Annotated in this window: 20 protein-coding genes; 1 reads left to right on the forward strand and 19 read right to left on the reverse strand. The window is 30.0% G+C overall.

What is annotated here, in order from left to right; genetic code table 11:
• Positions 1-96 precede the first annotated feature (96 nt).
• From PG914_RS00520 to PG914_RS00580, 13 genes are all read right to left on the reverse strand, one after another.
• Positions 97-1,224 (reverse strand): hypothetical protein, encoded by a 1,128-nt coding sequence (locus PG914_RS00520; RefSeq protein WP_488821726.1) that lies wholly within the window; start codon positions 1,222-1,224, stop codon positions 97-99.
• A 77-nt stretch (positions 1,225-1,301) separates the two neighbouring features.
• Entirely contained in the window at positions 1,302-2,228 is a 927-nt protein-coding gene (locus PG914_RS00525; protein WP_488821727.1) for a glycoside hydrolase family 5 protein, read from the reverse strand.
• 391 nt (positions 2,229-2,619) lie between these two features.
• Positions 2,620-2,979, reverse strand: a complete 360-nt coding sequence (locus tag PG914_RS00530; protein WP_488821728.1) for a DUF2200 domain-containing protein — start codon at positions 2,977-2,979, stop codon at positions 2,620-2,622.
• A 214-nt stretch (positions 2,980-3,193) separates the two neighbouring features.
• Positions 3,194-4,978, reverse strand: coding sequence for an ABC transporter ATP-binding protein (locus PG914_RS00535; RefSeq protein ID WP_488821729.1), 1,785 nt, complete (start codon positions 4,976-4,978; stop codon positions 3,194-3,196).
• A gap of 1 nt (position 4,979) precedes the next feature.
• Entirely contained in the window at positions 4,980-6,755 is a 1,776-nt protein-coding gene (locus PG914_RS00540) for an ABC transporter ATP-binding protein (protein ID WP_488821730.1), read from the reverse strand.
• An 8-nt stretch (positions 6,756-6,763) separates the two neighbouring features.
• The gene (locus PG914_RS00545) at positions 6,764-7,207 is read right to left on the reverse strand and encodes a MarR family winged helix-turn-helix transcriptional regulator (protein WP_488821731.1); all 444 of its coding nucleotides are present in this window, start codon (positions 7,205-7,207) and stop codon (positions 6,764-6,766) included.
• A 353-nt stretch (positions 7,208-7,560) separates the two neighbouring features.
• Positions 7,561-7,836, reverse strand: a complete 276-nt coding sequence (locus PG914_RS00550; protein ID WP_488821732.1) for a hypothetical protein — start codon at positions 7,834-7,836, stop codon at positions 7,561-7,563.
• A 6-nt stretch (positions 7,837-7,842) separates the two neighbouring features.
• Positions 7,843-8,265, reverse strand: coding sequence for a hypothetical protein (locus tag PG914_RS00555; RefSeq protein WP_488821733.1), 423 nt, complete (start codon positions 8,263-8,265; stop codon positions 7,843-7,845).
• Between the two features lie 104 nt (positions 8,266-8,369).
• Positions 8,370-8,837: a hypothetical protein gene (locus PG914_RS00560; protein ID WP_488821734.1), complete on the reverse strand. Its 468-nt coding sequence runs from the start codon at positions 8,835-8,837 to the stop codon at positions 8,370-8,372.
• 103 nt (positions 8,838-8,940) lie between these two features.
• Complete coding sequence (locus PG914_RS00565; protein WP_488821735.1) at positions 8,941-9,702, reverse strand: TMEM164 family acyltransferase; 762 nt, start codon at positions 9,700-9,702, stop codon at positions 8,941-8,943.
• A 3-nt stretch (positions 9,703-9,705) separates the two neighbouring features.
• Positions 9,706-12,726, reverse strand: a complete 3,021-nt coding sequence (locus PG914_RS00570) for a hypothetical protein (RefSeq protein ID WP_488821736.1) — start codon at positions 12,724-12,726, stop codon at positions 9,706-9,708.
• Complete coding sequence (locus PG914_RS00575; RefSeq protein WP_488821737.1) at positions 12,726-14,501, reverse strand: DegV family protein; 1,776 nt, start codon at positions 14,499-14,501, stop codon at positions 12,726-12,728. The genes PG914_RS00570 and PG914_RS00575 overlap by 1 nt, the downstream gene beginning before the upstream one ends.
• The gene (locus PG914_RS00580) at positions 14,498-14,902 is read right to left on the reverse strand and encodes a DUF2177 family protein (protein WP_488821738.1); all 405 of its coding nucleotides are present in this window, start codon (positions 14,900-14,902) and stop codon (positions 14,498-14,500) included. The genes PG914_RS00575 and PG914_RS00580 overlap by 4 nt, the downstream gene beginning before the upstream one ends.
• Positions 14,903-15,090: 188 nt before the next feature.
• Between PG914_RS00580 and PG914_RS00585 the strand changes: the two genes are divergently transcribed.
• On the forward strand, positions 15,091-17,430 hold the full coding sequence (locus PG914_RS00585) for a lamin tail domain-containing protein (protein ID WP_488821739.1): 2,340 nt from the start codon (positions 15,091-15,093) through the stop codon (positions 17,428-17,430).
• Between the two features lie 80 nt (positions 17,431-17,510).
• Here PG914_RS00585 and PG914_RS00590 read toward each other — a convergent pair whose 3' ends face one another.
• The 6 genes from PG914_RS00590 to PG914_RS00615 form a co-directional block, all read right to left on the reverse strand.
• The gene (locus tag PG914_RS00590; RefSeq protein ID WP_488821740.1) at positions 17,511-18,788 is read right to left on the reverse strand and encodes a lysophospholipid acyltransferase family protein; all 1,278 of its coding nucleotides are present in this window, start codon (positions 18,786-18,788) and stop codon (positions 17,511-17,513) included.
• Between the two features lie 161 nt (positions 18,789-18,949).
• Positions 18,950-19,648 (reverse strand): lysophospholipid acyltransferase family protein, encoded by a 699-nt coding sequence (locus PG914_RS00595; protein WP_488821741.1) that lies wholly within the window; start codon positions 19,646-19,648, stop codon positions 18,950-18,952.
• Positions 19,649-19,800: 152 nt separating this feature from the next.
• Positions 19,801-20,577: a P-loop NTPase family protein gene (locus PG914_RS00600; protein WP_488821742.1), complete on the reverse strand. Its 777-nt coding sequence runs from the start codon at positions 20,575-20,577 to the stop codon at positions 19,801-19,803.
• A gap of 129 nt (positions 20,578-20,706) precedes the next feature.
• Positions 20,707-22,293, reverse strand: a complete 1,587-nt coding sequence (locus PG914_RS00605) for an ABC-F family ATP-binding cassette domain-containing protein (protein ID WP_488821743.1) — start codon at positions 22,291-22,293, stop codon at positions 20,707-20,709.
• Between the two features lie 178 nt (positions 22,294-22,471).
• Positions 22,472-23,209 (reverse strand): hypothetical protein, encoded by a 738-nt coding sequence (locus PG914_RS00610; RefSeq protein WP_488821744.1) that lies wholly within the window; start codon positions 23,207-23,209, stop codon positions 22,472-22,474.
• A gap of 76 nt (positions 23,210-23,285) precedes the next feature.
• Complete coding sequence (locus tag PG914_RS00615; RefSeq protein WP_488821745.1) at positions 23,286-25,388, reverse strand: heavy metal translocating P-type ATPase; 2,103 nt, start codon at positions 25,386-25,388, stop codon at positions 23,286-23,288.
• Between the last annotated feature and the right edge of the window lie 119 nt (positions 25,389-25,507).

Below are 25,507 nucleotides of genomic sequence, written 5' to 3' on the forward strand. Positions count from 1 at the left end.
TAAGAAGTCTGCCCCTTTCGTTTTAAAGTTTACACTTTATTTAGGCTTTCGGATAGTTTTTTTAAACCACTTACACGAAAAACGAAATAACTTGCATTATTGTAATTTTTTTATATAACAACGGCGACGTTTATGGTAAATCGGGTCAAAATCATGCCATTGTGCTTGAATTTTAGTATTTAATTCTAATTCTGGTCCAGTTTCAGCATGACATACTTTATCGCGAATACCCATTTTAATACCATCTTCCATCATCAGTGATAAAACCCCTTGACCTTGATGATCAGGATCCACTGCAACAAAGTAAAAGTCAACCACATCAAACTTTTTGATAGCTTTGATGATTCTTAACCAACCGAACGGTAATATTTTACCATTGTTTTTCTTATTAGCAAGCGCTAAGCTTGGCATCATGAAGCCAAAACCTATGATTTTTTTAGATTTATCTCTAACAAACCAAACATAATCTAATTTAACAAGTGACTTCATCTGTTTTATGTAATAATCCTGAACAGCTTTAGTCACTGGTAGAAAACCATATAATGGTTGAAATGCTTTGTTATATACTTCAAATGCATCATAAATAACTGAATCTAATTCTTTAATAGATTTTAGTTTAAACATTTCATATCCATATCGTTTTCTAACTATTTCTGCACCACGAGATACTTTCTCTGGCATTTCTTTTGGCCATGGAATTTGAGATTCTACCCAATCAGCATCTTTAATATATCCTAATTGTTCAAGATGTTCTTTATAATATGGTGGATTCCAAATTGTAATGAATGATCCTAAATGTTCAAATCCTTCAACGAGCATTCCCATGCGGTCCATATCAGTAAATCCGATTGGTCCAATGATTTCATCCATCCCATTTGATTTCGCCCATTTCTCAATGGTTTCTATCAATAGTTTTGTGACTTCAATATCATCAATCATATCAAGTCGCGTAAATCTAACTATTTTAGTTTTAAAGACTTCGTTAAAACGATAATTAATGATACCGCCTATGCGTCCAACTACTTTTCCTTTTTCATCAAGTGCCAACCATCTAATACTTTCACAGTATTCATGGACTGGATTTTTTCTAGGATCAAAAACATTCATTTCATCCATTGATAAAGCCGGAACAAATGCATCGATATGTTTAAATAATTTAATTGGTAGTTCGGTAAATTGTTTTGCATCTTTTTTTGTTTTTACTAGTTTAATCGTATATTTCATATATTTAATATGCCACCATTAACTAAAGATCTAAAATCCCAGTTATGGTATTTTCCTTCATGTTCAATTTTATAACTCTAAAAATAATAACCACTTGCATAAGTGTACGCATAAAGTTGAAGGCTAGCAATCATCTTGTAGAAATTTTCAAAATCAAATCCTTCATCTTTAATGAGTGTATCTTTCCTAATACCTAAACTCCATTCACCAACATATACTCTTGTTAATTTCATTAACCTTTGAATAAGTGGAATTCTTACATTCATAATTTCATTTACATGAGTTAGCGGTGTACCATGTGTTAAGAACGCTTCAAAGCAGTGATATAGATGTAAATCAAAAGCAACATTTATAAATTTATTTTCTAGAAAAAATGATTCCCAAGATAAATCTTTAGCTCTAAATGAATCATGGAAAACAATTTCTATATCGGTATATTTCCTTATTTCATGATAACTATCTACATAAAATTTTTGAATTAAGTTTAAGTCAATAGTGAAGTGTGGTTCATTTAGTACTTCAATTGAATAGACCGCTTCATGACATCCAAGTTCTTTTGCAATAAATCCTAATCTTTCAATTGTTAACTGAATATTTTTAGAATCTTTTGGCCAGTCAATGACACCTTCTATCCCACCATTATCAAAACCATTTTGACAACCTGGTGCCGTATGTAAGTCTAACATGACTAAAATATTGGTTTCTTTTGCATAATCTAAAGCTTTTTTAATATATTGAAGTGGACTAATATATGGTTGATCATCCAATAACCACCAAGGAATAGGTATTCTAACTGCATTTATTCTTTGTTCCTTTAACCATTTAAAATCCTCTAGAGTAATCCATGTTTCCCAATGTTTTTCTAGAGTTTCTTTAGCTTTTGGATGATTAAGAACAAAACCAGTCTCATCACGACTTGAAGTTATGTTTTCGAATAATGAATTTTTCATCCAACGCTCTAAGACAAACCATCCACCAAGATTAACCCCTTTAATCTTTTGCATAAAATGCTCCTTAGAAAGTGTTTCACTATTCTTATTTTACTACCATTCATATAAATATAAAAGACTAAGAGAATAGCTCCTAGCCTTAGTATACGAAAAGAGGTTTTAATAAACCTCTCTTAGGATTTGAAAACAGCTTCTTTTAAGATCATTCTTTATTCTTTTTCAACCGCTTCGTTAATTTCATGGATGTACCATACATAAATGATGGTTGAAGGTCTAATCTATCAGACATAAAAATTTCATGCATCTTAAAATAGATACTTCTAAAAGGCTCTTTATATTCTGAAACTTTATTTATAAATTTAACTTCTACTGGACTTTTTTTAATAATACCTGCTTATGCGAACAATTTAAGAGGTACAATTTTTGATAGCAAGTATTAGATTGATTAATTTCTAAATATTTTATCTAATGTTTTTCCTTTAGCTAGTTCATCTACAACCTTATCCATATATCTAATTTTTTGCATAAGTGGATCAGTCATTTCTTCTACTCTAATACCACAAATCACACCGGTAATTAAGTGTGCTTTTGGTGTAAATAAAGGAGATGCTTCAATAAACTCAGTTAAAGTTGCACCTTTATTAATTTGTTCAATTAATCCTTTTTGAGTATAGCCTGTTAACCAAGATAGGACTGCATCTAATTCTTCTTGAGTTCTGTTTTTTCGTACGACTTTTTCAACATATAAAGGATAAATACTTGCAAAACTCATTTTCTTAGCACGTTCATTATTCTTTTCATTCATGATGATACCTCGATTCTGAAGTTTACTAAACATAAACAATGTTTAATATATCAATAATTATACAATGGTAATATTTATTATTGTTGAATAACGAAAATAAGGTCTTTGATTTTTTGAACTAATTTATGTAGATTTATCTAATTTAATTAACTAGATTTTAATTTGGGATTATGTACCATCAAAGAAAAACCCTCTAAAATAAGAGGGTTTAGAATTAAACGTTTTGGAATTGTGAGTTATAAAGTTCGGCATAGAAACCATTTTTAGCAAGTAATGCTTCATGGTTACCTTGTTCAATAATGTCACCATCTTTTAACACTAAGATAATATCAGCATTACGAATAGTTGATAATCTATGTGCGATAACAAATGATGTTCTACCAACTGTTAATTCATCCATTGCACGTTGAATAATTAATTCTGTTCTAGTATCGACTGATGATGTTGCTTCATCAAGAATTAATAATGGAGCGTCTTTAATCATTGCTCTTGCAATTGTGATTTGTTGTTTTTGACCTTCTGATAGTTGAGCTGATTCATCTAAATAAGTGTCATAACCATTTGGAAGTGCATTAACAAAGTGTTTTAATCCGACTGTTTCACAGATTTGATCTAACATATCATCTGTAACATTTGCTTTATTATACACAAGATTTTCTCTTAAAGTACCCTTGAATAACCAAGTGTCTTGTAAAATCATATCAAATAAATTATGAATATCTTCACGTTTCATATCGTGAATTGATACACCATCAATTATGATATCACCACTATTTACATCATAGAACTTCATTAAAAGGTTAACAATAGTTGTTTTACCAGCACCAGTAGGTCCTACAATAGCAACTTTTTGACCCTTTTTGATTGATGCATTAAATCCATGAATAATTTCTTTGTCTTCGAAGTAACCAAATTTTACATCTTTGAATTCAATATTACCTTCAACTACATCTAACTTAGCAGTTAAATGAGATTCATTATTCATTTCTTTTTCTTCTAAAATACCAAATACTCTATCTGCAGCAGCACTTGCTTGTTGCATACCAGTCATTGCTTGTGCAAAAGTTTGAAGTGGTTGAGAGAATAATCTAGCATAAATAACGAATGAAATTAAGGTGCCAATTGTAACAACTGAACTACCATTAATGTGAAGTAAAGCACCAACAATAAAGATTAATACATATGATAAGTTACCAACAAAGATCATAATTGGTTGCATTAATCCTGAAAAATATGATGCTCTCCAGTTTGATTTTCTTAATGCGTTGTTTGTTTCTGTGAAAACTGACATTTCATCATCAACAGCATTGAATGCTTTAACGATGTTATGGTTTGTATATACTTCTTCAATTTGACCATTCATTTTACCTAGTAAACGTTGGTTCGCTCTGAAGAATCCTTGCGATTTTTTAAGAATAACTGGGATGAAGAACATACCTAACATAGATGATAGTATTGTTACAATTGCTAATACCCAGTTTGAAATAAACATCATAATCAGCAATCCAATGAATAAAACGATTGCAGAGAATAAATTAGCTATTGATTGAGATAAACTTTGTGCAATTGTATCTACGTCATTAGTTACTTTTGATAAGATATCACCTTTAGTGTTTCTATCAAAATAAGCAAGTGGTAAACGATATAGTTTTTGGTCAACATCGGTTCTTAATCTATTAGCAGTCTTTTGTGTAATGGTTGCCATAATAAATTGTTGAAGGTAACCAAATGCTGCTGAGATTAAGTAAACAATCATGATACCAGTCGCAATTTTAATAACTTTATCAGTATCAATGCCTGTAGCCATATTGTTTTGAATTTCATCAGATAATACTTTTACCATATCTGGTCCAATAATGGTTGTTACAGCAGCAACAATTGCTAAGATAATTGAAATAACCATTGCTGCTGCATATTTATCCATATATTTTAAGAGTTTCTTAAATGATTTAGCATTGAATTTTGCTTTTTCGCCTGAGCCGCCTCTTCCGTGCATCATATTAGATAGCCTCCTTTACAACAAGTTCATCTTCTGATAATTGTGATAATGCGATATCACGATAAACTTCATTATTCTTTAATAAGTCTTCGTGTTTACCAATACCAGCAATCTTACCATCATTTAAAACAATGATTTGATCTGCTTGACGAATTGTACCAATTCTTTGGGCAACAATCACAATTGTTTTGTCCTTTAATTCTTCAGCGATGCCTTTTCTTACCATCATATCAGTACGATAGTCTAATGCACTGAATGTGTCGTCGAATACAAAGATATCTGCATCTTTATATAGCGTTCTTGCAATCGATAAACGTTGTTTTTGGCCACCTGAGAAGTTTGTACCACCTTGCGCAACCGGTGCTTCAATGCCACCTTCTAATTCATAAATAAATGACGCTTGTGCAAGTTTGACAGCTTTATCAAATCTAGCTTGATCAAATGTATCACCATAAGTAATATTCTTTTTAACATCACCGCTAAATAAAACTGCTTTTTGAGTTGCTAGAGAGACAACTGCATTTAAGTCCTCAAGTTTATAATCTTTAACATTCTTACCATTAATTAAAACTTCGCCTTCAATCACATCATAGAATCTATTTAACAGATTGACAAGTGATGTTTTACCAGCACCAGTTGAACCGATGATTGCAATTGTTTCACCTGGTTTAACTTTGAATGAAACATTATCAATTGCTTTATGATTTATATCATCTACATATGAGAATGAAACGTTCTTAAATTCGATTGAACCTTTAACATTTGCTTCTTTATTAGATAATCCATCTTTGATTTTTGGTTGTTTCTTTAAGACTTCATTGATACGATTTGCTGAAACAGTTGTTCTTGGTAACATGAAAATAATCATAACTAAGAACATAAATGACATAACAACTTGCATAGCAACTTGAGTATATGAACCCATGTTACCTAAAACAGTTGCTTTTTCAATGTATCCAGTCTCTCTATTAATTAAGAATGCACCAATAACATAGATTGCAACAGTTAAACCATTCATAGATAACATCATGAAAGGTTGCATAATTCCCATTGCACGTGAAACAAATAAGTTATTTTTAGTTACTTGTTTGTTAACAACTTCAAATTTATTGTTTTGGAATTTTTCTGCATTAAATGCACGAACAACTCTAACACCTGAAATATTTTCTCTTGTTACATCATTTAAATCATCTGTAAGTTTTTGAATCTTTTTAAATCTAGGTAATGAAACTAATACAAGTGAAATCATAACAACTAAGATTGCGACAACTACTGCAAATGTTGCTTGTGTCCATTCAATTGATGTTGATGATAATTTCAAGATTGCCCAAACTGCTGTAACAGGAGCTTTAATCATAAATTGGAATCCCATTGCTGCAAAGTTTTGAACTTGTACTACGTCATTTGTTGTTCTAGTGATTAGTGATGGTGTTGTAAATTCATTAATCTCAGCATTTGAGAATGTTGTAACTTTAGTGATTAATTCTCTTCTTAATTCAAATGACCAGTCAGATGCCATTCTTGCAATAAAGAAACCATTTACTACCATTGCAGCCATTGATCCGAATGCACAAAGTAACATCATACCACCGTTGTACCAAATATCAGTCATATTTAAGATGTTATCTTCACCTTGTCCCATTGAAATCAGTTTAATTAATTGTGATGTGTAGTCAGGCATTGTCATGTCCAACCAAGTTTGAAATACAATTAATCCAATAATTAAGAAAATATATAGCACATCAATTTTCTTAAAATGTTTTAATAATTTAATCATCTTATTTTTTACTCCTCATCCTTATGAAATATGTTGTTTTCTAAAAAAGTCTGCATCTTATCAAAAGTATCGACAAATTGTTTTAATTCATCTTTACCAATGGCATCAATCATTTGAGAAACTAATGAGTAATATCTTTCTTCCATAATTTTATGCTGCTTAAAACCTTCGTCTGTTAAACTAATTAATGTTTTTCTTGCATCATCTTTAGATATTCTTCTTTCAACTAAACCTTTTGCTTCAAGTTTGTTGACAAGATTTGAGACTCTAGCTGTTGAGATATGCATTTTATCAGCTATTTCAAATGTGAATGTCTTACCACCACTATTTGCTAAAAATTTAATTAAGAAATTCATTCCACGTTGTTCCAACTGAGTTTTTTCTACCACTTGGTGAGGATGCAGATTTTTAAAATACGTAATTAGTTCTATAACATCTTCATGTTTCGCCATAAGTACCTCCTTTTTATTTTTACTGATAACAGTTTACGCTTATTAATTTAGTAAGTAAAGTAAATTGCTAACCCAGTTAGCGATTATGTTATTTCATCTCATATTTTATTTTATAAAGAAAAAAGTGGAAACAAAATCCACTTTTAAATCATACTTATAACTTTTAAAAATATCATAAAATCATCAATGAATTCGTTATTAATTGTTATCTTAAACTCAGACAGTTTCATATATAATCTTCCAACACTTATAGCATATCAAATAAACTATTTTTATCAATTATTCATACAATGAAAAATATTCACAATCTTTTATAAAAAAATAAAAAGACCCTGTGAGAGTCTTTGTTATAGTTAGAATAATCTGATAGCTGTAACGATTAAAGTTAATAAAACCATCCCAACAGCTACCATAATTGGTGAATCTTGTCTGTTACGTCTTTCAATATTTGATGCCACTACACTAATTAAATAGATAATACCCATGACAATTAAGTACCAAAAGACTACACCAAGTTTTCCATCATTAAAAGTAAACCAACCATTTGATTCAAAATCTAAGAAAAAATAAGGAAATTTTGAACCATCTGAAAATCTGATACCAGCAAAATACATCGTATATGAAAACACTAAATATTAAGCAGGTGTGATTAATCCATATAAACTTTGTTTATTCACTGTAATTTTATGGTCGTTCATTAAATAGTCAACCATAGCTAATACCGGTGTCAATGTATGAACAAGTAAATTAGATGGGCTTACTAAATAACTTAAAGGCATACTTGGTGATAATAATATTGAAAAGACAACATATGTTAATAATATACCCCTGGTTAAAATATACTTTAACAAATAAAATCCTTTTGCTGGTTTATTGAAAATTGCTACAAAGATACCTACAAATGCAATCATTGCAATCCAAAGATTACCTTGAATGGTGAAATACATAATGAGTGAACGTCCACTCATAAAACCACCACTTGCGGTATCCATTTGTAAGACTACTCCAATGATTGCAGATAAAATGACAGAAACCTTAATAATGATGTTTTTTAGCATATTGAATATCCTCTTTCTCTAGTCTCTATATCATTATAGAATAATTTGATTAGATGTAAAGTAAATCTATATAATAATTTGTGACTACTTAAATGTAAGTCATTCTAATCTTGTATTTTCTTCTTTTTAAATAAATGAAAGTTTCTTTTATCATAGTATCCAATATATTTTTGATAATTTTGATCAAAGTAATCATATATTTCTTTACTGTATGAAACAATAAATTCAAATGATTCAGAATAGATATAAATGTTTTTTGATTTAAAAATGTTTTTTTGACGTCCTTTAGAAGGTAAATAAATTTTTACAATGTATTTTGTTTTTATGTCAAACAATGTATTTCTACCAATTAAATAAATATCAGATTTGGTAAACTCAATATAGTTACTTTCTAAATCTCTTGTTACAAGGAAAAATGGAATACCTGTAAATAAAGAGAATAATGTAATTCTTAAAAGATTTTGATGATAACCAAATGCAAGTAATGTAATACTCATAATGGTTGTTGCAAATAATAAAATAAAAGTGATTCTTGAGAATAATGCATCTTTTTGATTCCTTTTGAATTTCATAGATGTTCTCCTAATGATGTATATAGTATAGATAATCACCAGATTTTATTATAACAAAACAAATAAAAAATTGCCTTGTAAAGCAATTTTTTATGTTTTTTATTTAAGTTTGTTTCTTCTGAGGCAAAAACTTAAATATCAGATAGAATATAAATCCAGTCCCCAAAAATAAACTAAGTAAAACAATTAAATAATAAGGATAATCTAGATTCCATATGAGGTCAAACATTGGGTCTTTTGCTCTAGTCCAGAAAAAGTTGGTTGAACCACCTGTTTGAAATTGCTCATTATATAGACTCATAACATACGCAATCCAAGTCGAGACCAAGACAGATGTTACTGCTATTTTAAAGTTTTTGAGTTTAACATCCCATAATCGATATCGCCATGCAAAAACTGGCATGAAGCATAAAATCATATGGGAAATAAATGATTGAATCGGTAAGAAACTATATGGATTAAACCATGGCAAGATTCCAATCGGTAAAAGTAATGCAAGTGGTGCACCAACAATTGCTTGAATAAAGATTGCATCATACATCCACTTTTTATTAAATATACCGGTTATTACTGCAAAGTAAATTGCAATTGAACACATATGAAAAGACAAAGATGCAATAACATCTTTATTAAATGCTTCCATAAAGTTAACTACTCTTAATACTTCTAGAATCAGTAAAATTATAGCTAACATCATCATAAATATTCGTTTGTTTTTAAACTTAGCACCAATCAACCATACCACCCAGAAGAGGAGGATTGTTCCTCCAAGCATCAAAAGGTGGTATGTTGAGAAAGTTTTTCCCATCTCTGGGTCATAGATAAAATCTTTTTGGTGCCAAATATAATCTATAAAATCTGTCATTTTTTATTGTAAAGGTACTAATTCCATAATAGCAATACTATATCCACTTGGGAAGATAGGAATTGGAGCTAATACTTCAAAGTAACTTGGTGGTAAGATATTGTTTCCAATATTACTTAAGACAGCACTTTGAATCATCGACATCATCGTTGCTTGATTACCACCAGAAATAATTGCTGCATCAGCAATTTGACTAGCTGATAAATTATAGAATGCTGCAAGCATAGATAGATTACTAATTGTTGGTAAGTCTAATACAACACTATATTGTTGATATGCATAATTACCAATATTATTAGCTAGTGCTAAGAAATCAGTAACGTCACTATATAATCCCATTGGGAACGCATATTGTCCACCAGTAATACGTGGGTCTTCACTTTGTAAATAGTTAAATGCTCGATTTGACTCATAACCATCAATAATTACTCGAACTTCACTACCACTTAATTGTACGTTTTCTTCATCTCTAACTTCTGCTTCACTGTATGGTTCAGTTAATAAGATGAAGTTTAACATCTCTGTTTCAAGCCCTGTAACTGGGTTAACTACTTCTTTGATAATGGATCTTCCAGTTGATGAAATACCTGTTTCGATACCAGACTTCAATTGAAGTGCAACCAGTGTCATACCATATGCTTTAAACCATGCTTCTTCTCCAGAAATATAGTTTTCCATAGTAGTACGATTAATTCTGATAGTTGGATTGTATATACCACCATATGGTCTAATATCAACAGCATGAATAATTGAACCACCAGATTGTCCTAAATATGAATCATTAATTGTGATATCTGCACCATGTGAATAAACACCATTTGCCCAGCTATCATCAATAATAACTTTATTTAATACAGTACTAATCTTAACTTGTTCTTCATTAACTAATGTAAATCCTTTAGCTCTGGTTGATACAGCAATTACTGTAAATTTAATTTGTGAATTATTAATTTCTACCGCACCTTGAGTGTTGAAGACACCAATATATCCGCCAGAGTTTCTACTCATTAGACGTTCTTGAAGTAGAATATCTTCTGCAGTTCCACCTAAGTTAATTGAAGGCACAGTTGTATTACCAATAATTGTTAAGTTATTCATAACAAACTTAGCGTTATTTTCAACTTGAATGTAATTCTTAGGTAAACCATCACCCGAACTAATTTCACCATTACCACCAGAATAATTGAAGATACCAATTTGCATATTAACAATTTCAAATGCATCTGCATATCCAACCAGTCCACTACCACTTCTACCATTTGAGTATGGTAATTGTGAACCATTAATTGTCATGAAGTTACCTTCAATTCTAATTGAGTCATTATTGTCTAAAGTTACACGATTATAGACATTACCTGCCCCATTAGCTATATTTTTAGGTGAACCATCGGCATTCATTTGGTTAGGTGATAATTGAGCAGTTATATTTGAATGCAGATTGATTAATGAAATACTACTGTTTGAATATAATTCTTTTAATTCTTGGTTCGTAAATGCATTGTGTCCATTATTTACAGTAACTACGTAAATTAATGTTTGAGCTTGCATATTAAGTGATTGATACTTCGGTGTGATTTCAATTTGATATGTATTGCCAATTGCTGCATTCTTAAACTTGATTCGGTTCTTAGGTTTCATTGACAAGTGATCAGCTAAATCTTCATCATCAATTTCTATCCAAGTGTTTACACCTGTTTTTATATAGAATTTATAAGTTAAGATTGCATCATCAATGTTGATTCGATTTCCTTGTGAGTTGGTTAATCTTGCATCTAAGTAGAAGTTATTTTGTGCACCAACATAGTATGGAACATCTGTATCAATATAAGTTGAAGCACCGGATGTTTCAGTTAGGTAAGTTTGATAATTAGAACCATACCCAAATTGTTTAATATCTTTAACAATCAAGGCATCATATGTATCAGATGTACCATTAGGACGAGTCATCTTAAACTTAAATGAACCAGCAATGTTCTTCATCTTTAATGTCGAACCATTTTCAATACTTACTAAATCTGAACCTGAAAGAATTTCAAATGTATATAAGACATTAAATTGATATGTCATATTTGTATAGAAGATATAACGAGTTGATTCTTCAAATTCTTCGATAATGAAGTAATCATAGATTGCAGTATTTTCTGGTGCATCATCATAAATAGACTTTCTTTCAAAGATAAATTCATCTGAAAGTATACTATCTGTTGTATCTTCTTGGTCACCTATAGCTTGAATGGATACTGAGTGTAATCCAGTCTCGGTTAACTTAATAAACTTCGCGTGATCAGGATGTTCACTTGTAATAACTAATGTGAATACCAAGCCATCTTGGGTGACTAGTGATGTATAATCACTGATTAAAACTTTATCAATATATAGGTTAAAGTTTGGTTGAACTTGACCAAGTAAATCAAGTTTCCAAGTAATTGTAATTGTATTACCTGATTGAGAAACATTAACGCTAATATCATAAGGTTGTTGATATGCTACTAAAGTCTTCCACTTAGAATAAACTTCAACTTGATTATCAACAAAATCATTAAATGCGTAATCACCTTGAGTAAGTTTTACTTCCTCATCATCTGCTAAGTAATACCAACATAGGAATTTATATCCTGGTCTTGTTAGAACCCAAATTGGAGAATCCTCACCAATAAAGATTGCCTCTGGGTCATTTCCTTGGGATGCGATAAAGATGATTGAGTTATTATCAACAAAGCGAATGGTCTTAGCTGTGTTATCAAAGTATAACGCAGTAATGTTCATTGCTTCTCTAATATTAGTAAATAGAATTCTTTCCCAAATTGCAGTAATATTTGGATTATCATTTAATACTGCAGGAATAAATGATTCATCTAATTCTTCATTGTAATAAACAAAACGTGTATCTGAAATTGTTGAATTGCCTTCACCTTTTTGTGTAAAGACAAGTTCTAAGATGATTCTTCGATAGTAAACTTCAACACCTTGCATGTCATCTGTGACAAGTAAAAGTGCTTCAATATAAATATATAAAAATTCCATTACTTTCTCCCCTTTATGTAACCTACTGCAACTGCATCCTTTCCTGCATTCATTGCAATGACTGCACTTGATTCTGTAACATACTCAGGTAAGAATCCGAGTGCACGAACAAGTGACGCTTTAAATTTTTCAGCTTCTTCTAAATTGTCCACATAAGAGATTGCATAAGTTTGTATGCCATCTTTCTTATGAACATCCAAGATATGTTTAATAATCTTATTGAAACTGTTTTTCTTACCAATTGCTTTACTAAGGACCACCCCTTCACCTTCCTTATTAATTGATACAATTGGTTTTAAGTTGAATACTTTAGCAACAAATCCTAAACTCTTTCTGATTCTACCACTTCTAACCATGTTATCAAGTGACTTAACTGAAACTAAAATGTTTGAGTTATTGACAACATCCAGAGTTGATTGATAAACTTCATCAAATGATTTACCTAAGGCTACTTGTTTGGCTGCATGTAGAGTAATCAGACCTTCACCTACTGAGTTTTGTTTAGAATCAACTATTTTAATACTGTCATCTTTCATTTCAGCAATTGCATTTTTAAAGACTTGATTTGTTGATGACATCTTTGATGAGACTGTAACAACTAATATATTCTTATATAACTTCTTTAATAATTCCAATTGCTTGATGACTGAAATTGTTGAAGGTGATGCGGATCTTGGGAATGATTCTCCATTTTCGATTAACTCTAACATTCTAGGATTCTTAATTGATTTCTTATCAAAGTATATTGTTCCATCAACATTAATAGAAACAGGGAATACTTGAATTTGAAGTTCATCAATTAATTTTTGATTGATATCAGAAATTGAATCAGTAAGTACTGCAATATCATATTTTCTATGGTGATTGATAGCATTTTGATTTTTCATATCATCAACTTTAGAATCAACAATCGTTGCATATTTTGATACATATTCAAAAACTTTATATGGTTCATTCGTATGAATATGGATCTTATAAAATTCAGATGACTCACCAATGACCAAACTATCACCATGATGATTAAGTAATTGTTTTAAAGATTCTTTTTCTAATGGTGTTTTAATTAAGATTTCAGTACAATATCTAAAATTAATATCCGTTTCTTCTTCGTTATGATTATGTTCATCAAGTGATAGATTTTCTGTTTCTTTGACATCTATAACAAAGTTTTCATCAGCAATACTTCTAACAAAACCATCAACAAACATTGTAAAAGCAAGTGCTCCAGAATCAACGACATTATTTTTCTTTAAAATCGGTAAGAGTGATTTTGTTGATTCTAGTGTTTTTTGAAGTTCTAAATTACGTTTCATTAAGTATTCTTCAAACGACGTTTCATTTGTTTCTTCTGATAATAGGTTAAACCAGTTTCTCATTAATGTAATCATTGTACCTTCAACTGGCATATCAATTGCTGAATATGCAAACTCATAACCTTTTTTCATTTGATCTCTTAAAACCTTTTGATCAACAAAATCTGTTTCAATATCTTTTGATAAACCATACATGAATTGAGAAAAGATTAATCCTGAATTTCCTTTAGAACCGATTAAAGCAGCATTAGATATGGATTCTAATGTTTCTTTTAATGTCGCTTTCATTTCTGCTCTTTGAAGAATAGAATCCATTAATGAACGCAGATTTGAACCAGTATCGGCATCCTTAACTGGAAATACGTTAATTTCATTTAGTTGTTTTTCTTTTAAAATAACTGCTTTAGCACCATTGATGATGGCATTAAAGAACTTATCTTTATAAATTTGAATCGATGTCATTTCAATACTCCTTGATAAATTAGATATGTAAATAATGAGATTAAGGTCGATAATGATGTGCCCCATATAAGATCAATAATGACAATCTTTAATGGGAAGCCTTCCATTGTTGCATAATTTGTTAAATCATATGTTGCATAACTTGCTAATCCAAATAATGCTCCTAGGAAGATTGTTTTAACAAGTGATCCTGATTCAATACCAGGCACTAAGACAAAGATAGTTAACGCTGCAATAAAGATGATATAAAAGATAATAGCTACTACGAAATTCACGTCTTGTTTCATTAAATGACCCATTTCTTTTTGATATAAGTCTTTAGCGATAATCCCTAACCATAGTAAATCGATTAAAATAAAAATTACAAACGCTAATCCAAACACTTTTAGATACATCCACATATAAATCACCTCAAAATTTGATTTCAAAGTAATTTTAAGTTTTATTTGTTAAAGGTGAGTTAAGGATGTAACCAAATGCAGATTATTTGTAACAAACGGTTTAACCTATGATTATTAAAACTCCAAATTTAAATACGAACTCATGTTATAATGTTCTTTAGACAACTACTCTTATTTAAGGAGAAAATATGAAATATTTTAAAACACTGATAGTGGTTCTTTTATTATCAATTAGCTTAATTGCTTGTACAGAAATTGAAGATATTGAAGAACCATTAACTTATCGAATTTTGATTAATGAGGATGTATCAAGAGAATTTAAAGTTGGTGATACCATCGATTTTAAACAATTCTTCATCATTATGGATTCAAATGATGAACTTGTTCAAATTACCGATTCTATGATTGATGCAAGTAATGTGAACATGCAACAAGTTGGTTCATACATTGTTAAAATTACCTATTCAAACTATAAAAATCAAGTAACCATTCACGTTGGACCAAATGATTCAGGTGGTGGTGAAGTTGAAATTACCTATACAATTACCATTAACGATGATATTTCTACATCATTACTTTTAAACTCACAAAACATTGATTTTAAAGCTTACTTCATCATTACTGATAGCGAAGGTAATCAAATCCAAGTCACTGATGAAATGCTTGATTTAAGTGAAGTAAACTTGAGTACAGTTGGTGAATTCACAATTACAATAACATACCAAGATGTTTTTAAGTCACTTGATATTACAGTGCTTCCCCCAGATAATTTAGTAGCATCTGATTTATTCATTTCAGAGTACTCAGAAGGTTCTAGTTATAATAAGTACATTGAAATCTTCAATGGTACAGGTTTAGATGTAGATTTATCCAATTACGCTGTTAAATTATTTAATAATGCAGTTTCACCTGCTCAATATACTTTAACTTTGACAGGCACTTTAAAAAATGGTGAAACCTATGTAATTTATCATTTACAAGCTAATGCAACTATTAAAGCAGTTGGCAATATGTATCATGATGTAACCAACTTTAATGGAAATGACCCAATCGCACTCTTTAAAAATGATGTATTAATTGATGTTGTCGGTGATTTAACTAAATCTGTATCAGAAGGTTATGATGCTGGTGGCGTTTCAAAAGCTACAAAAGATAATACCATTATTAGAAATTCAAATGTTTATCAACCAAATGCTAGATGGGATGGCGATGAATGGACTGTTTTAGGATATGAAGTTTATTCAGATATTAAATCACACACTATGGATTGGTTTAATTATCCATCACCTGAGGTTCCAGTTGACAGAGTTCCAGACCTTTATATTTCTGAATACTTTGAAGGTAATGGTGAATATAATAACTCTAAATATATCGAAATCTATAATGGTTTAGGTTTCGACGTTGATTTATCTATTTATGGTTTATCACTTTATTCAAATGGTCAAACTTTCCCTTCTTACACTGAAGATTTAGTCGGTACATTAAAACATGGTGAAACCTACATTGTTTATGCACCATATTCAGCTGATGAAATTAAGGCAGTTGGTAATCTTTCAAGTGAGGTTGCATACTTTAATGGAAGACATGCGATTGCATTAACTAAAAATGATACAATCATTGATGTCTTTGGTGTTATTGGTGAATATCCAGGTGAGGATGGATGGTATGTTGATCAATTCAGTGGTACTGCTAATAATACTTTAATCAGAGATTATGATGTAAATGGACCAACAACAACTTGGGATAAATCTGAATGGTATATTTGTTATGAAAACTATTTATATGATATTGGACAACATAAAGTAACTTATGATGAAGAACCGATTGAAGACTTTACTATTTTGTTCAACTTAATTAAAAATTTATCACTTGATAGTAAAGGTAGTGCCAAAGCTGAACTTGCTGTAACGATTAAAGGTACAGTTTTCATGGATGTTAAAAATGAAACAACATTAGTCTATATTACAGATGGTACTTATTTCATTAAACTTCATGGTCAAAAAATCCATAATTATACTTCTCCAAATACTGTATATGAAGTTGAAGGTTATTATAATGCCAATCTTTATATTCCATCCTTCAGCGTTTCAAATCCATCAACAGATATTACTGCGATTAAAGATGAAGAGCCAGTGAGTGATATTTTCTATAAAGAAGTCACACTTTCAGAAATCTTATCAATGAAGAGAGAAAATTTTGTCCAAAACCTAAATAATGAGTATCTTCAATCAATGTTATTAATCAAAGGATACTTACAACTTGATACACATAATTCAACCCGTTGGGATTATGCATTAACTGTAAATGAAACATATACTAAGAATGATACACAATATATCAATAATGGTTTATACTTCAAAAACGATATTAATGAACTTGAAGATTTCTTAATGCCTTATGAAGTAGAAAAAAATGGAGATAATATTGAAATTGAAATCTTTGGTGTAATTTACGATTGGAATCCTAATCGTAAAAATTGGAGAATTTACGTTTCAGATGAATTAACTTATCAACATTTAGAAGGATAACAATTAAAAAGGTAACTCGCTTGAGTTACCTTTATTTTTTATGATATAATTTGAAATCTTGATTGACGTTAAAAAACAGCCTATTCGGCTGTTTTATGCAATTTAAGTGCTTCTTCTTGTTTATGAAGTTTATAAGCTTCTTCGACTGCAAATCTTAATTTTGTTACTTGATCACGTTTGTTTTTTGGATAGATATAATAAGTATCATCCAGTGTTGATAAAACAATGGCATCAGCAACAACTTTATCTGATCTTAATTTATAATCAAATTCAATATGAACAGAGTAAAGTGAAGCTGTTTCTCTAACTAAATCAAGTGGTTGATCAATATCTTGTCCAGTTAATCTAAATCCATCTTTGGTATGAACTAGTTTACCATTTCCTAATGGAATAAATCCTTTAGCATTTGGTAAAGATTCAATATACACATCATCCTCAAAATGATATGTACCATTAATTAATTCTTGACGTGTAAATTCTCGTTGTGTTTCATACCAATCTGGAATATGTGGATACTTTGTTTCACCTTCATGTGCATGAAGTCTACCATACTCATCTTGAGTATGTCGTTTTCCACAAGCATTACACCAAATTTCAGTGCCTGCTGAATCCATCATAAATTCAGTGCCACAAGATTCACATTGGTATAAAACTTTATGTAAACCTTTAGTTCTGTTTTTATCTTTAATCTTTATTTGATTGTCAAATTGGTATTTGAATTCATCGTATTCAAACGCTTTATGAATTCTTGAATTAATTTCTTCTACTGGTAATTCTAAGATTTCATCCTTAGTGATGATTTGAGTCATATCTGCAGTTAGAGGAACTTTTCTCATTCCCATGTTCCAAACTGGTTGGCTTAAGAAATTACCATGCATATTTAATACAACTACTGGCACTTTTAAAATCTTGACCATTTTAGCTAGTGAATCCGGTAAAGCAGCAGTTGTACCCATCACTGAATAACATGCCTCTGGATATAAAATTGTAATCTTCTTTAATTTTTCTAAAGAATATTTAAGTTGTTTAAATAAGAGTGTATCTTGTGGTGTAAACTTACGTTTCCCCATTGCACCAACATTTCTTAATAACCATTCGCGCTTTAAGAATCCATCAATCGCGACAACATATGTTGCACGATGAGGGAAAATAGCATGCGTAGTTACTTTAAAATCGATAAATGCATGGTGTGTACAAAGTAAAAGATAAGGAGGTTTAAGACCCTTCATATTCACTTTATTTACTTTAAGGTGACGCGGCAATGTTGCTGAGAAACTCAGTGCATATGCGATTGGAGTTAAGAACCATTTTTCTTTTAATGGCTTTTTAATCATATCAAATCTTTTTATTAATGACATTATAAAATATTCCCCTAAACATGAAAGTTTTTGCGTGGCGTAAATATTCTAGCATATTTTAATATTTACATACCTATATAACGACTTTTTAATCAAACATTTGAATGATTTTTCATCAAAATAAAGGTTTACCACGTATTGTGCTAAACCCTGTAATTTTATTAAGCTTCTTTAAGTTCTAACTTACTAAGTTTATTGCATTCATTTACTAAGTACTCAGTAATTTCATTTCTATTTAATCCCATTTCTTTGATCTTACTAAATTTAATTGGATGACCAAAGATATATTTTCTTTCATTCAACTTAAAGTATGATACATACACATCAACATCAATACCTCTTTTAAGTAAGTAATCTCCTAAGACGACAAAACCTCCATGGAAGCCTTGAAGTTCATCTAAATAACCTTCATCGCTCTTCTCAGGAAAAATGACAATGTTCTCTTTAGTATCTTTAATTGTTGTTAAACTCTCTTCTAATGTTTGTTTGAAACGATAATCTTTATATGTAGAGATTAAATTTAAACCTTTATAAAAAAGATTTGTAAGCGGACTTGCTAGTAAACAAAACAATCTTGCAAGATGAATGTTCCAATGTTTCTTTTCATGATAATAAACTCTTGATTGATATTTATACATCTTAATCAATCCTGAGTTCATTTCATGAGTACCCCACATTCTGATTGGAAAATCTGCATAAATTTCTAATGACATTGGTGCATCAGTACCAACATGATTTGAAAGAATAATTGCACTTTCACTTGGTTTTTCGCCAAGATAAATAAACTTTGGTTTCTTATATCGTCCATGCATTAGTTTTTTTAAACCACGATACCAGAGCTTCCTTTTTTGTTTAAACATGTTATTTTCCATAGTAAATGTGTATTCCTTTTTCAAATTGAATTTCTTAATACTTTATGAATTTGATACGTTTTTAGCATTTTTATTGTAGCATAAATCTTGATTATTCAAATAAATCTGCATAAGAGAACTATAAAATAGTCTCTTATCATTTATATATTAACAAAGGTAAATACTTCATCAAATGAGTATTGTTTAGATTCCAAGATTTGATAACTATCTTTAAAGACTTCACTTAAGATTTTCTTTTCTACTTTACGTCTTAATTCAAAATATGAAATCAAGTCATCGATAGAGGTTAAATTGTGAGTTTTAGCATATGGTGAATTGGTAAAATAATTCATCATAAATTTAAACCACATTTCATGACCATCTTCATTCACTCTTTCTTTTTTTGCTTGAAGAAAGTTTTGTCTAATATGATCAGAATCGATATATAACATTCGATAATTAAAATTCATGACTTCTTTAAGTTCTTGATAAAACTTAACTACTTCTTCCTCAGTCATTTGATAGAAAAGTAACATGGTTTCAACTACATTTTGAAAGATTGAACATTCAAAAATCCCATCGTTTGATTGATAGTTTTTAAATCTTCTAAATAAGATTTCTTTAAACTTTTGGAAAGAAACTCGACCATTATAAATTTCATACTGTTCCATTTCAAGATAAAATGTCTCATCTTGTTTATTAGTCTTTGTATAAGGGACAACATAGAATTGATCTTCTTTATGTGTTAAGTCTTTGATACAAGGATACTTAATTAAAAGTTTGTTGTATTGCTCTTTATCTAAATAACTGCACCAAGCAAGTTCTAGTGGATTATAGTCACCTTCAAAAAAAGTTTTATGAGTCTTCATATCCTTCGATAATTTTTTGATTAATGTCGTTTTACCACTACCCTGTATACCTTCAATAAAAATGTTCATATATATTCCCCTAAATATGCTTCATGTATTTTATAATTGAAATCTAAAACGTAGTTTTACTACCCTAATTATACCATTAAAGAAAAAGGTCTCTACAAATGTAAATAATTTGTAGGACCTTTTGATTTATTATGATAAAGTTTCTAAGTATTCTTCATATGAAGTAATATATGATGTCAATTCACCATTCGCTTTTACTTCATATATTTTATTAGCAACCGTTGATGCTAATTGATGGTCTTGAGTTGTAAATAAGATGACACCACTAAATTCTTGTAGACCTTTATTTAATGCTGTAATTGTTTCCATATCAAGATGGTTAGTTGGTTCATCTAAGATTAAGACATTATTTGATAAAATCATCATTCTACTCATTAACAGTCTAACTTTTTCTCCACCTGATAAGACATTGATTGATTTTAATGCATCATCACCTGAGAATAACATACGACCTAGGAAACCTCTAACATAAGTTGTTTCTTTATTTGGAGAATAGTCCGTCAACCAATCTACCATTTTTGTATCTTTGGTAAATTCATAGTTATGATCTTTATCAAAGTAACCAACGTTAGTCGTTTGACCCCAGCGAATTGTACCAGAATCAGCAGTTTCTTTACCTGCAAGAATATCAAATAAAAGTGTATGTGCTTTTTGGTTTAAGCCAACAAACACGATTTTATCTTCTTTACCTACTGTAAATGAGATATTATCTAAGACTTTTTTACCATCAACAACTTTAGTTAAGTTTTCTACCTTTAAAATATCATCACCAAGTTGCTTTTCAAACTTGAAGTTGATATATGGATAGCGTCTAGTTGAAGGTTTAATTTCATTAAGTTCAATTTTATCGAGTAATTTCTTACGTGATGTTGCTTGTTTTGATTTAGAAGCATTTGCACTAAATCTCGAAATGAAATCTTGAAGTTCTTTAATCTTTTCTTCTGATTTCTTGTTTTGTTCTTTCATTTGTTTAAGCATTAATTGGCTTGATTCATACCAGAAATCATAGTTACCAGCATAAAGATTCACAGTCTTATAATCAATATCCACAATATGTGTACATACTTTATTTAAGAAATAACGATCGTGCGATACGACAATCACTGTGTTTTCAAAATCAATTAAGAAGTTTTCTAACCAACGAACAGCTTCTAAATCTAAGTGGTTAGTCGGTTCATCTAGTAACAAGATATCAGGATTATCAAAGATTGCTTTAGCTAGTAAAACTTTAACCTTTAAATTACCTTCTAAATTTTTCATTTCTTCATAATGGTATTTAACATCAATACCTAAACCTGATAAAAGAATTGCAGCATCGGATTCTGCATTCCAACCATTCATTTGATCAAACAATTCCTCTAATTCACCAGCTTTAATACCATCAGCTTCTGTAAAGTCTTCTTTTTGGTAAATAGCTTCTTTTTCCTTCATAACGTTATAGAGTTTTTGATTACCCATTAAAACTGTCTCAATAACTGAAAAATTGTCATATTTAAAATGGTCCTGTTCTAAGACAGACATACGTTTTGATTGTGGATATGAAATTGTTCCTTTAGTTACTTGAAGTTTACCACTTAATAATTTTAGTAGTGTTGATTTACCAGCACCGTTAGCACCAATAACACCATAACAGTTTCCTTCAGTAAATTTAATGTTGACATCTTCAAATAAGATATCTTTTCCAATTTGATAAGTTACGTTAGCAACATTTAACATGATATACACCCTTTTTTTCTTATAAACCTCTACTATTCTAACATAAGTTAGATACGTATGCTAATTATTACTATGTAATATTTAAAGTTTGAGAAAAAAGGGTCAAATGTGTTAAAAATTAGTCTTTATATAATAAAAGAATCCGATACCAAATTTAGATTGTACCGGATTTTATCAATTATTTAATTTTGATTAAGAATGATTTGAGTAGAGTTGGATTCACTTTATCAAGTAATTCCACAAATAACTTTAAAACTTTTGAATCTTTATCATTAGCAATCACAACTTTTTTAACTTCTGGATAAAGTTTAACCGCATCGTTGTAATTACCTCTTTGAAAGAATCCAGGTGTGAATCCTTTTAAAATATCTTCGAATTCATTAAGTCTAATTTCTAGAGCAGCTGAATCTTTAATCTTTACAGAATCTGAAATATCATTGACAATTTTAACTTCTTGATTCTTATCAAATGGTTTTGTAACAATCTTACAAAGTGAAATTGGAATATCTTCGCCATCGACTTTGATAGTTCCATGCTTAACTTCATTTGTTTCAATTGAAACAACAACTAATCTCATATCTTCTGGTCTTTTAACTAGAATAGATTTCTCTTTAACATATTTTAATAAATCATCCTCTTCAGTACGGAAGTATACAAGGTTCTCGTCATGTTTTTTGAAACCTCTAAAACTATAGTTTGTACCTTCAACAATAAATTCATAAGTTTCCGCTTCAAAGGCTTTTCTAAATGCCATACTGTCTTTAATTTTTTCAATTTCTTCTTTAGTTCTTTCAACCACAGCTTTAGAGACATCTGTAACAACTTTAGTTGCTTTATTAATAAAATTAGCTATTTTGTCTTTACCAGATGGTTTAGCATCTTGATGCTTTTCTTGATCTTTATTTTCGTTTTCCATATTAAATTACCCCTTCGATCTCTTTAATTAAATTATAACATACGACAAGGAATAAAATTAAGACATTTTTATGTCTCTATTTTTTAATACTTAAAGTTCTCATAGAGTTTAATACAGCAATTAAAGCAACCCCTATATCAGCAAACACTGCTTCCCACATCGTAGCTACACCGAATGCACCAAGAAAAATGAAGATTAATTTAACTGTGAGTGCAAAAACTATATTTTGGATCACAATTGATTTTGTACGTTTTGCAATCTTAATTGCCAAAATAATTTTTGATGGTTCATCTGTCATAATAACTACATCTGCGGCTTCAATCGCAGCATCACTACCTAATCCACCCATCGCAATCCCAATATCTGCTCTACTTAAGACTGGTGCATCATTAATCCCGTCACCAACATAAATGATATTGCCTTTTTTATACGGATTTAATGATAATTCTTCAACTTTATCTAATTTATCTTTCGGTAATAAATCTGCATAAATATGATCAAGTCCAAGAAAAATACCAATTTCTTCTGCCACTTGTTTCTTATCTCCGGTTAACATGATTGTCTTTTTAACACCTAAGGCTTTTAGCCCATCAATTGTGTTTAAAGAATCTTCTTTTACTGAATCAGAAAGAAGAATATATCCCGCATAAACTAAATCTACTGCAACATGAATTAATGTACCAACAGCTTTATCATCTCTATAATAAATGTTATTGTTTTTCATTAATTTGTTATTGCCAACTAAAACTAATTTATCATCAATATTCAGTTTAATCCCTTGGCCTGGAACTTCTTCAAAGTTTGTTATTCTATCTTGATTAATGCTGCCAACAAATTTCGATTGTATTGAAAGTGCAATCGGATGATTAGAATGACTTTCTGCATAGACTGCATATTCTAATATTTGGTCTTTCGTAAAACTATTTTCACATTGGATTAAGGAAACACTAAAGTCTCCCTTAGTTAACGTGCCTGTTTTATCAAATAAAACTGTTTCAACCTTACTCAAAGCTTCTAAATAATTTCCACCTTTAATTAAAATACCATTTTTTGATGCTCCACCAATACCACCAATAAATCCAAGTGGTACTGATAAAATTAATGCACATGGACATGAAACAACTAAGAAAATAGATGCTCTATAAATCCAATCATTGAATTCTTGATTAGGTATAACAAGTGGTGGAATAACTGCAATAATTATTGCTAGTAAAACTACGATTGGTGTGTAATATCTGGCAAACTTAGTAATAAACTTTTCAGTTTTTGCTTTTTTAGAACTTGCATTTTCAACAAGTTCAAGTATTTTAGATGCCGTTGATTCGTTGAATTTTTTCAATACTTTTATTTTTAATAATCCATTTGAGTTAATTGAACCACTTAAAACATTATCTCCAACCTCTACGTCACAAGGCAATGCTTCACCAGATAATGCTTTAAGATCAAGTGATGATGAACCTTCAATAATTATCCCATCTAACGGAATTTTTTCACCAGGTTTTACGAGAATTATGTTTCCAATTTTAACCATTGATGGAGCGACTTTTTTATAATCATTATTAATTAAAAGATTTGCATATTCGGGTCTTATATCCATCAATTTAGTAATTGATTTTCTTGACTTATCAACTGCCATGTTCTCCAGAATTTCGCCTAGTAAATAAAATAACATGACTGCAACCGCCTCTTTATATTCACCAACATAGAATGCACCAAATGTTGCAATCATCATCAAAAAGTGTTCCGAGAAAAAGTCACCATGAATAATCTTTTTAAACGCGGTTATGATAACTTTATAACCAACAATCAAGTAACTTAGAATATAAAGTAAAAAATGAATCCAATCTTCAAAATTAAAAATGATACTAACTAAAAGAATGATTGAACCAAAGATTAAGTTGATGATTTCTTTATGATTTTTTTTGATATCTATTTCCTGCCTATTTTCCTCAAAATCAAAAATAACCTTCACATCAGGTTCAATTCTTTTTATAATATTCATTACTTTATCTTGAATCATTTCAAGATTGTTTGAATCATGAGTTTCAATATTAAGTTTTTGAGTGATAAAGTCAACAGAAGCGTTATGTACACCTTCAATATTCTTGACACTATCTTCAATTTTCAATGCACAGTTGGCACAATCTAGACCATCTAGCAAGATATCTTTTTTGATCATAATAACTTCACCTACTTTTAAAAACTTAAATCTTTGCCTACTCATTTTAACACTACAAAAAGTAAAGTCAATATGAAACTAGTTTCAAACAAATTTTCATTTACATATATGTAAAATTA

The organism is Acholeplasma sp. ORD1043 (genome assembly GCF_057808485.1).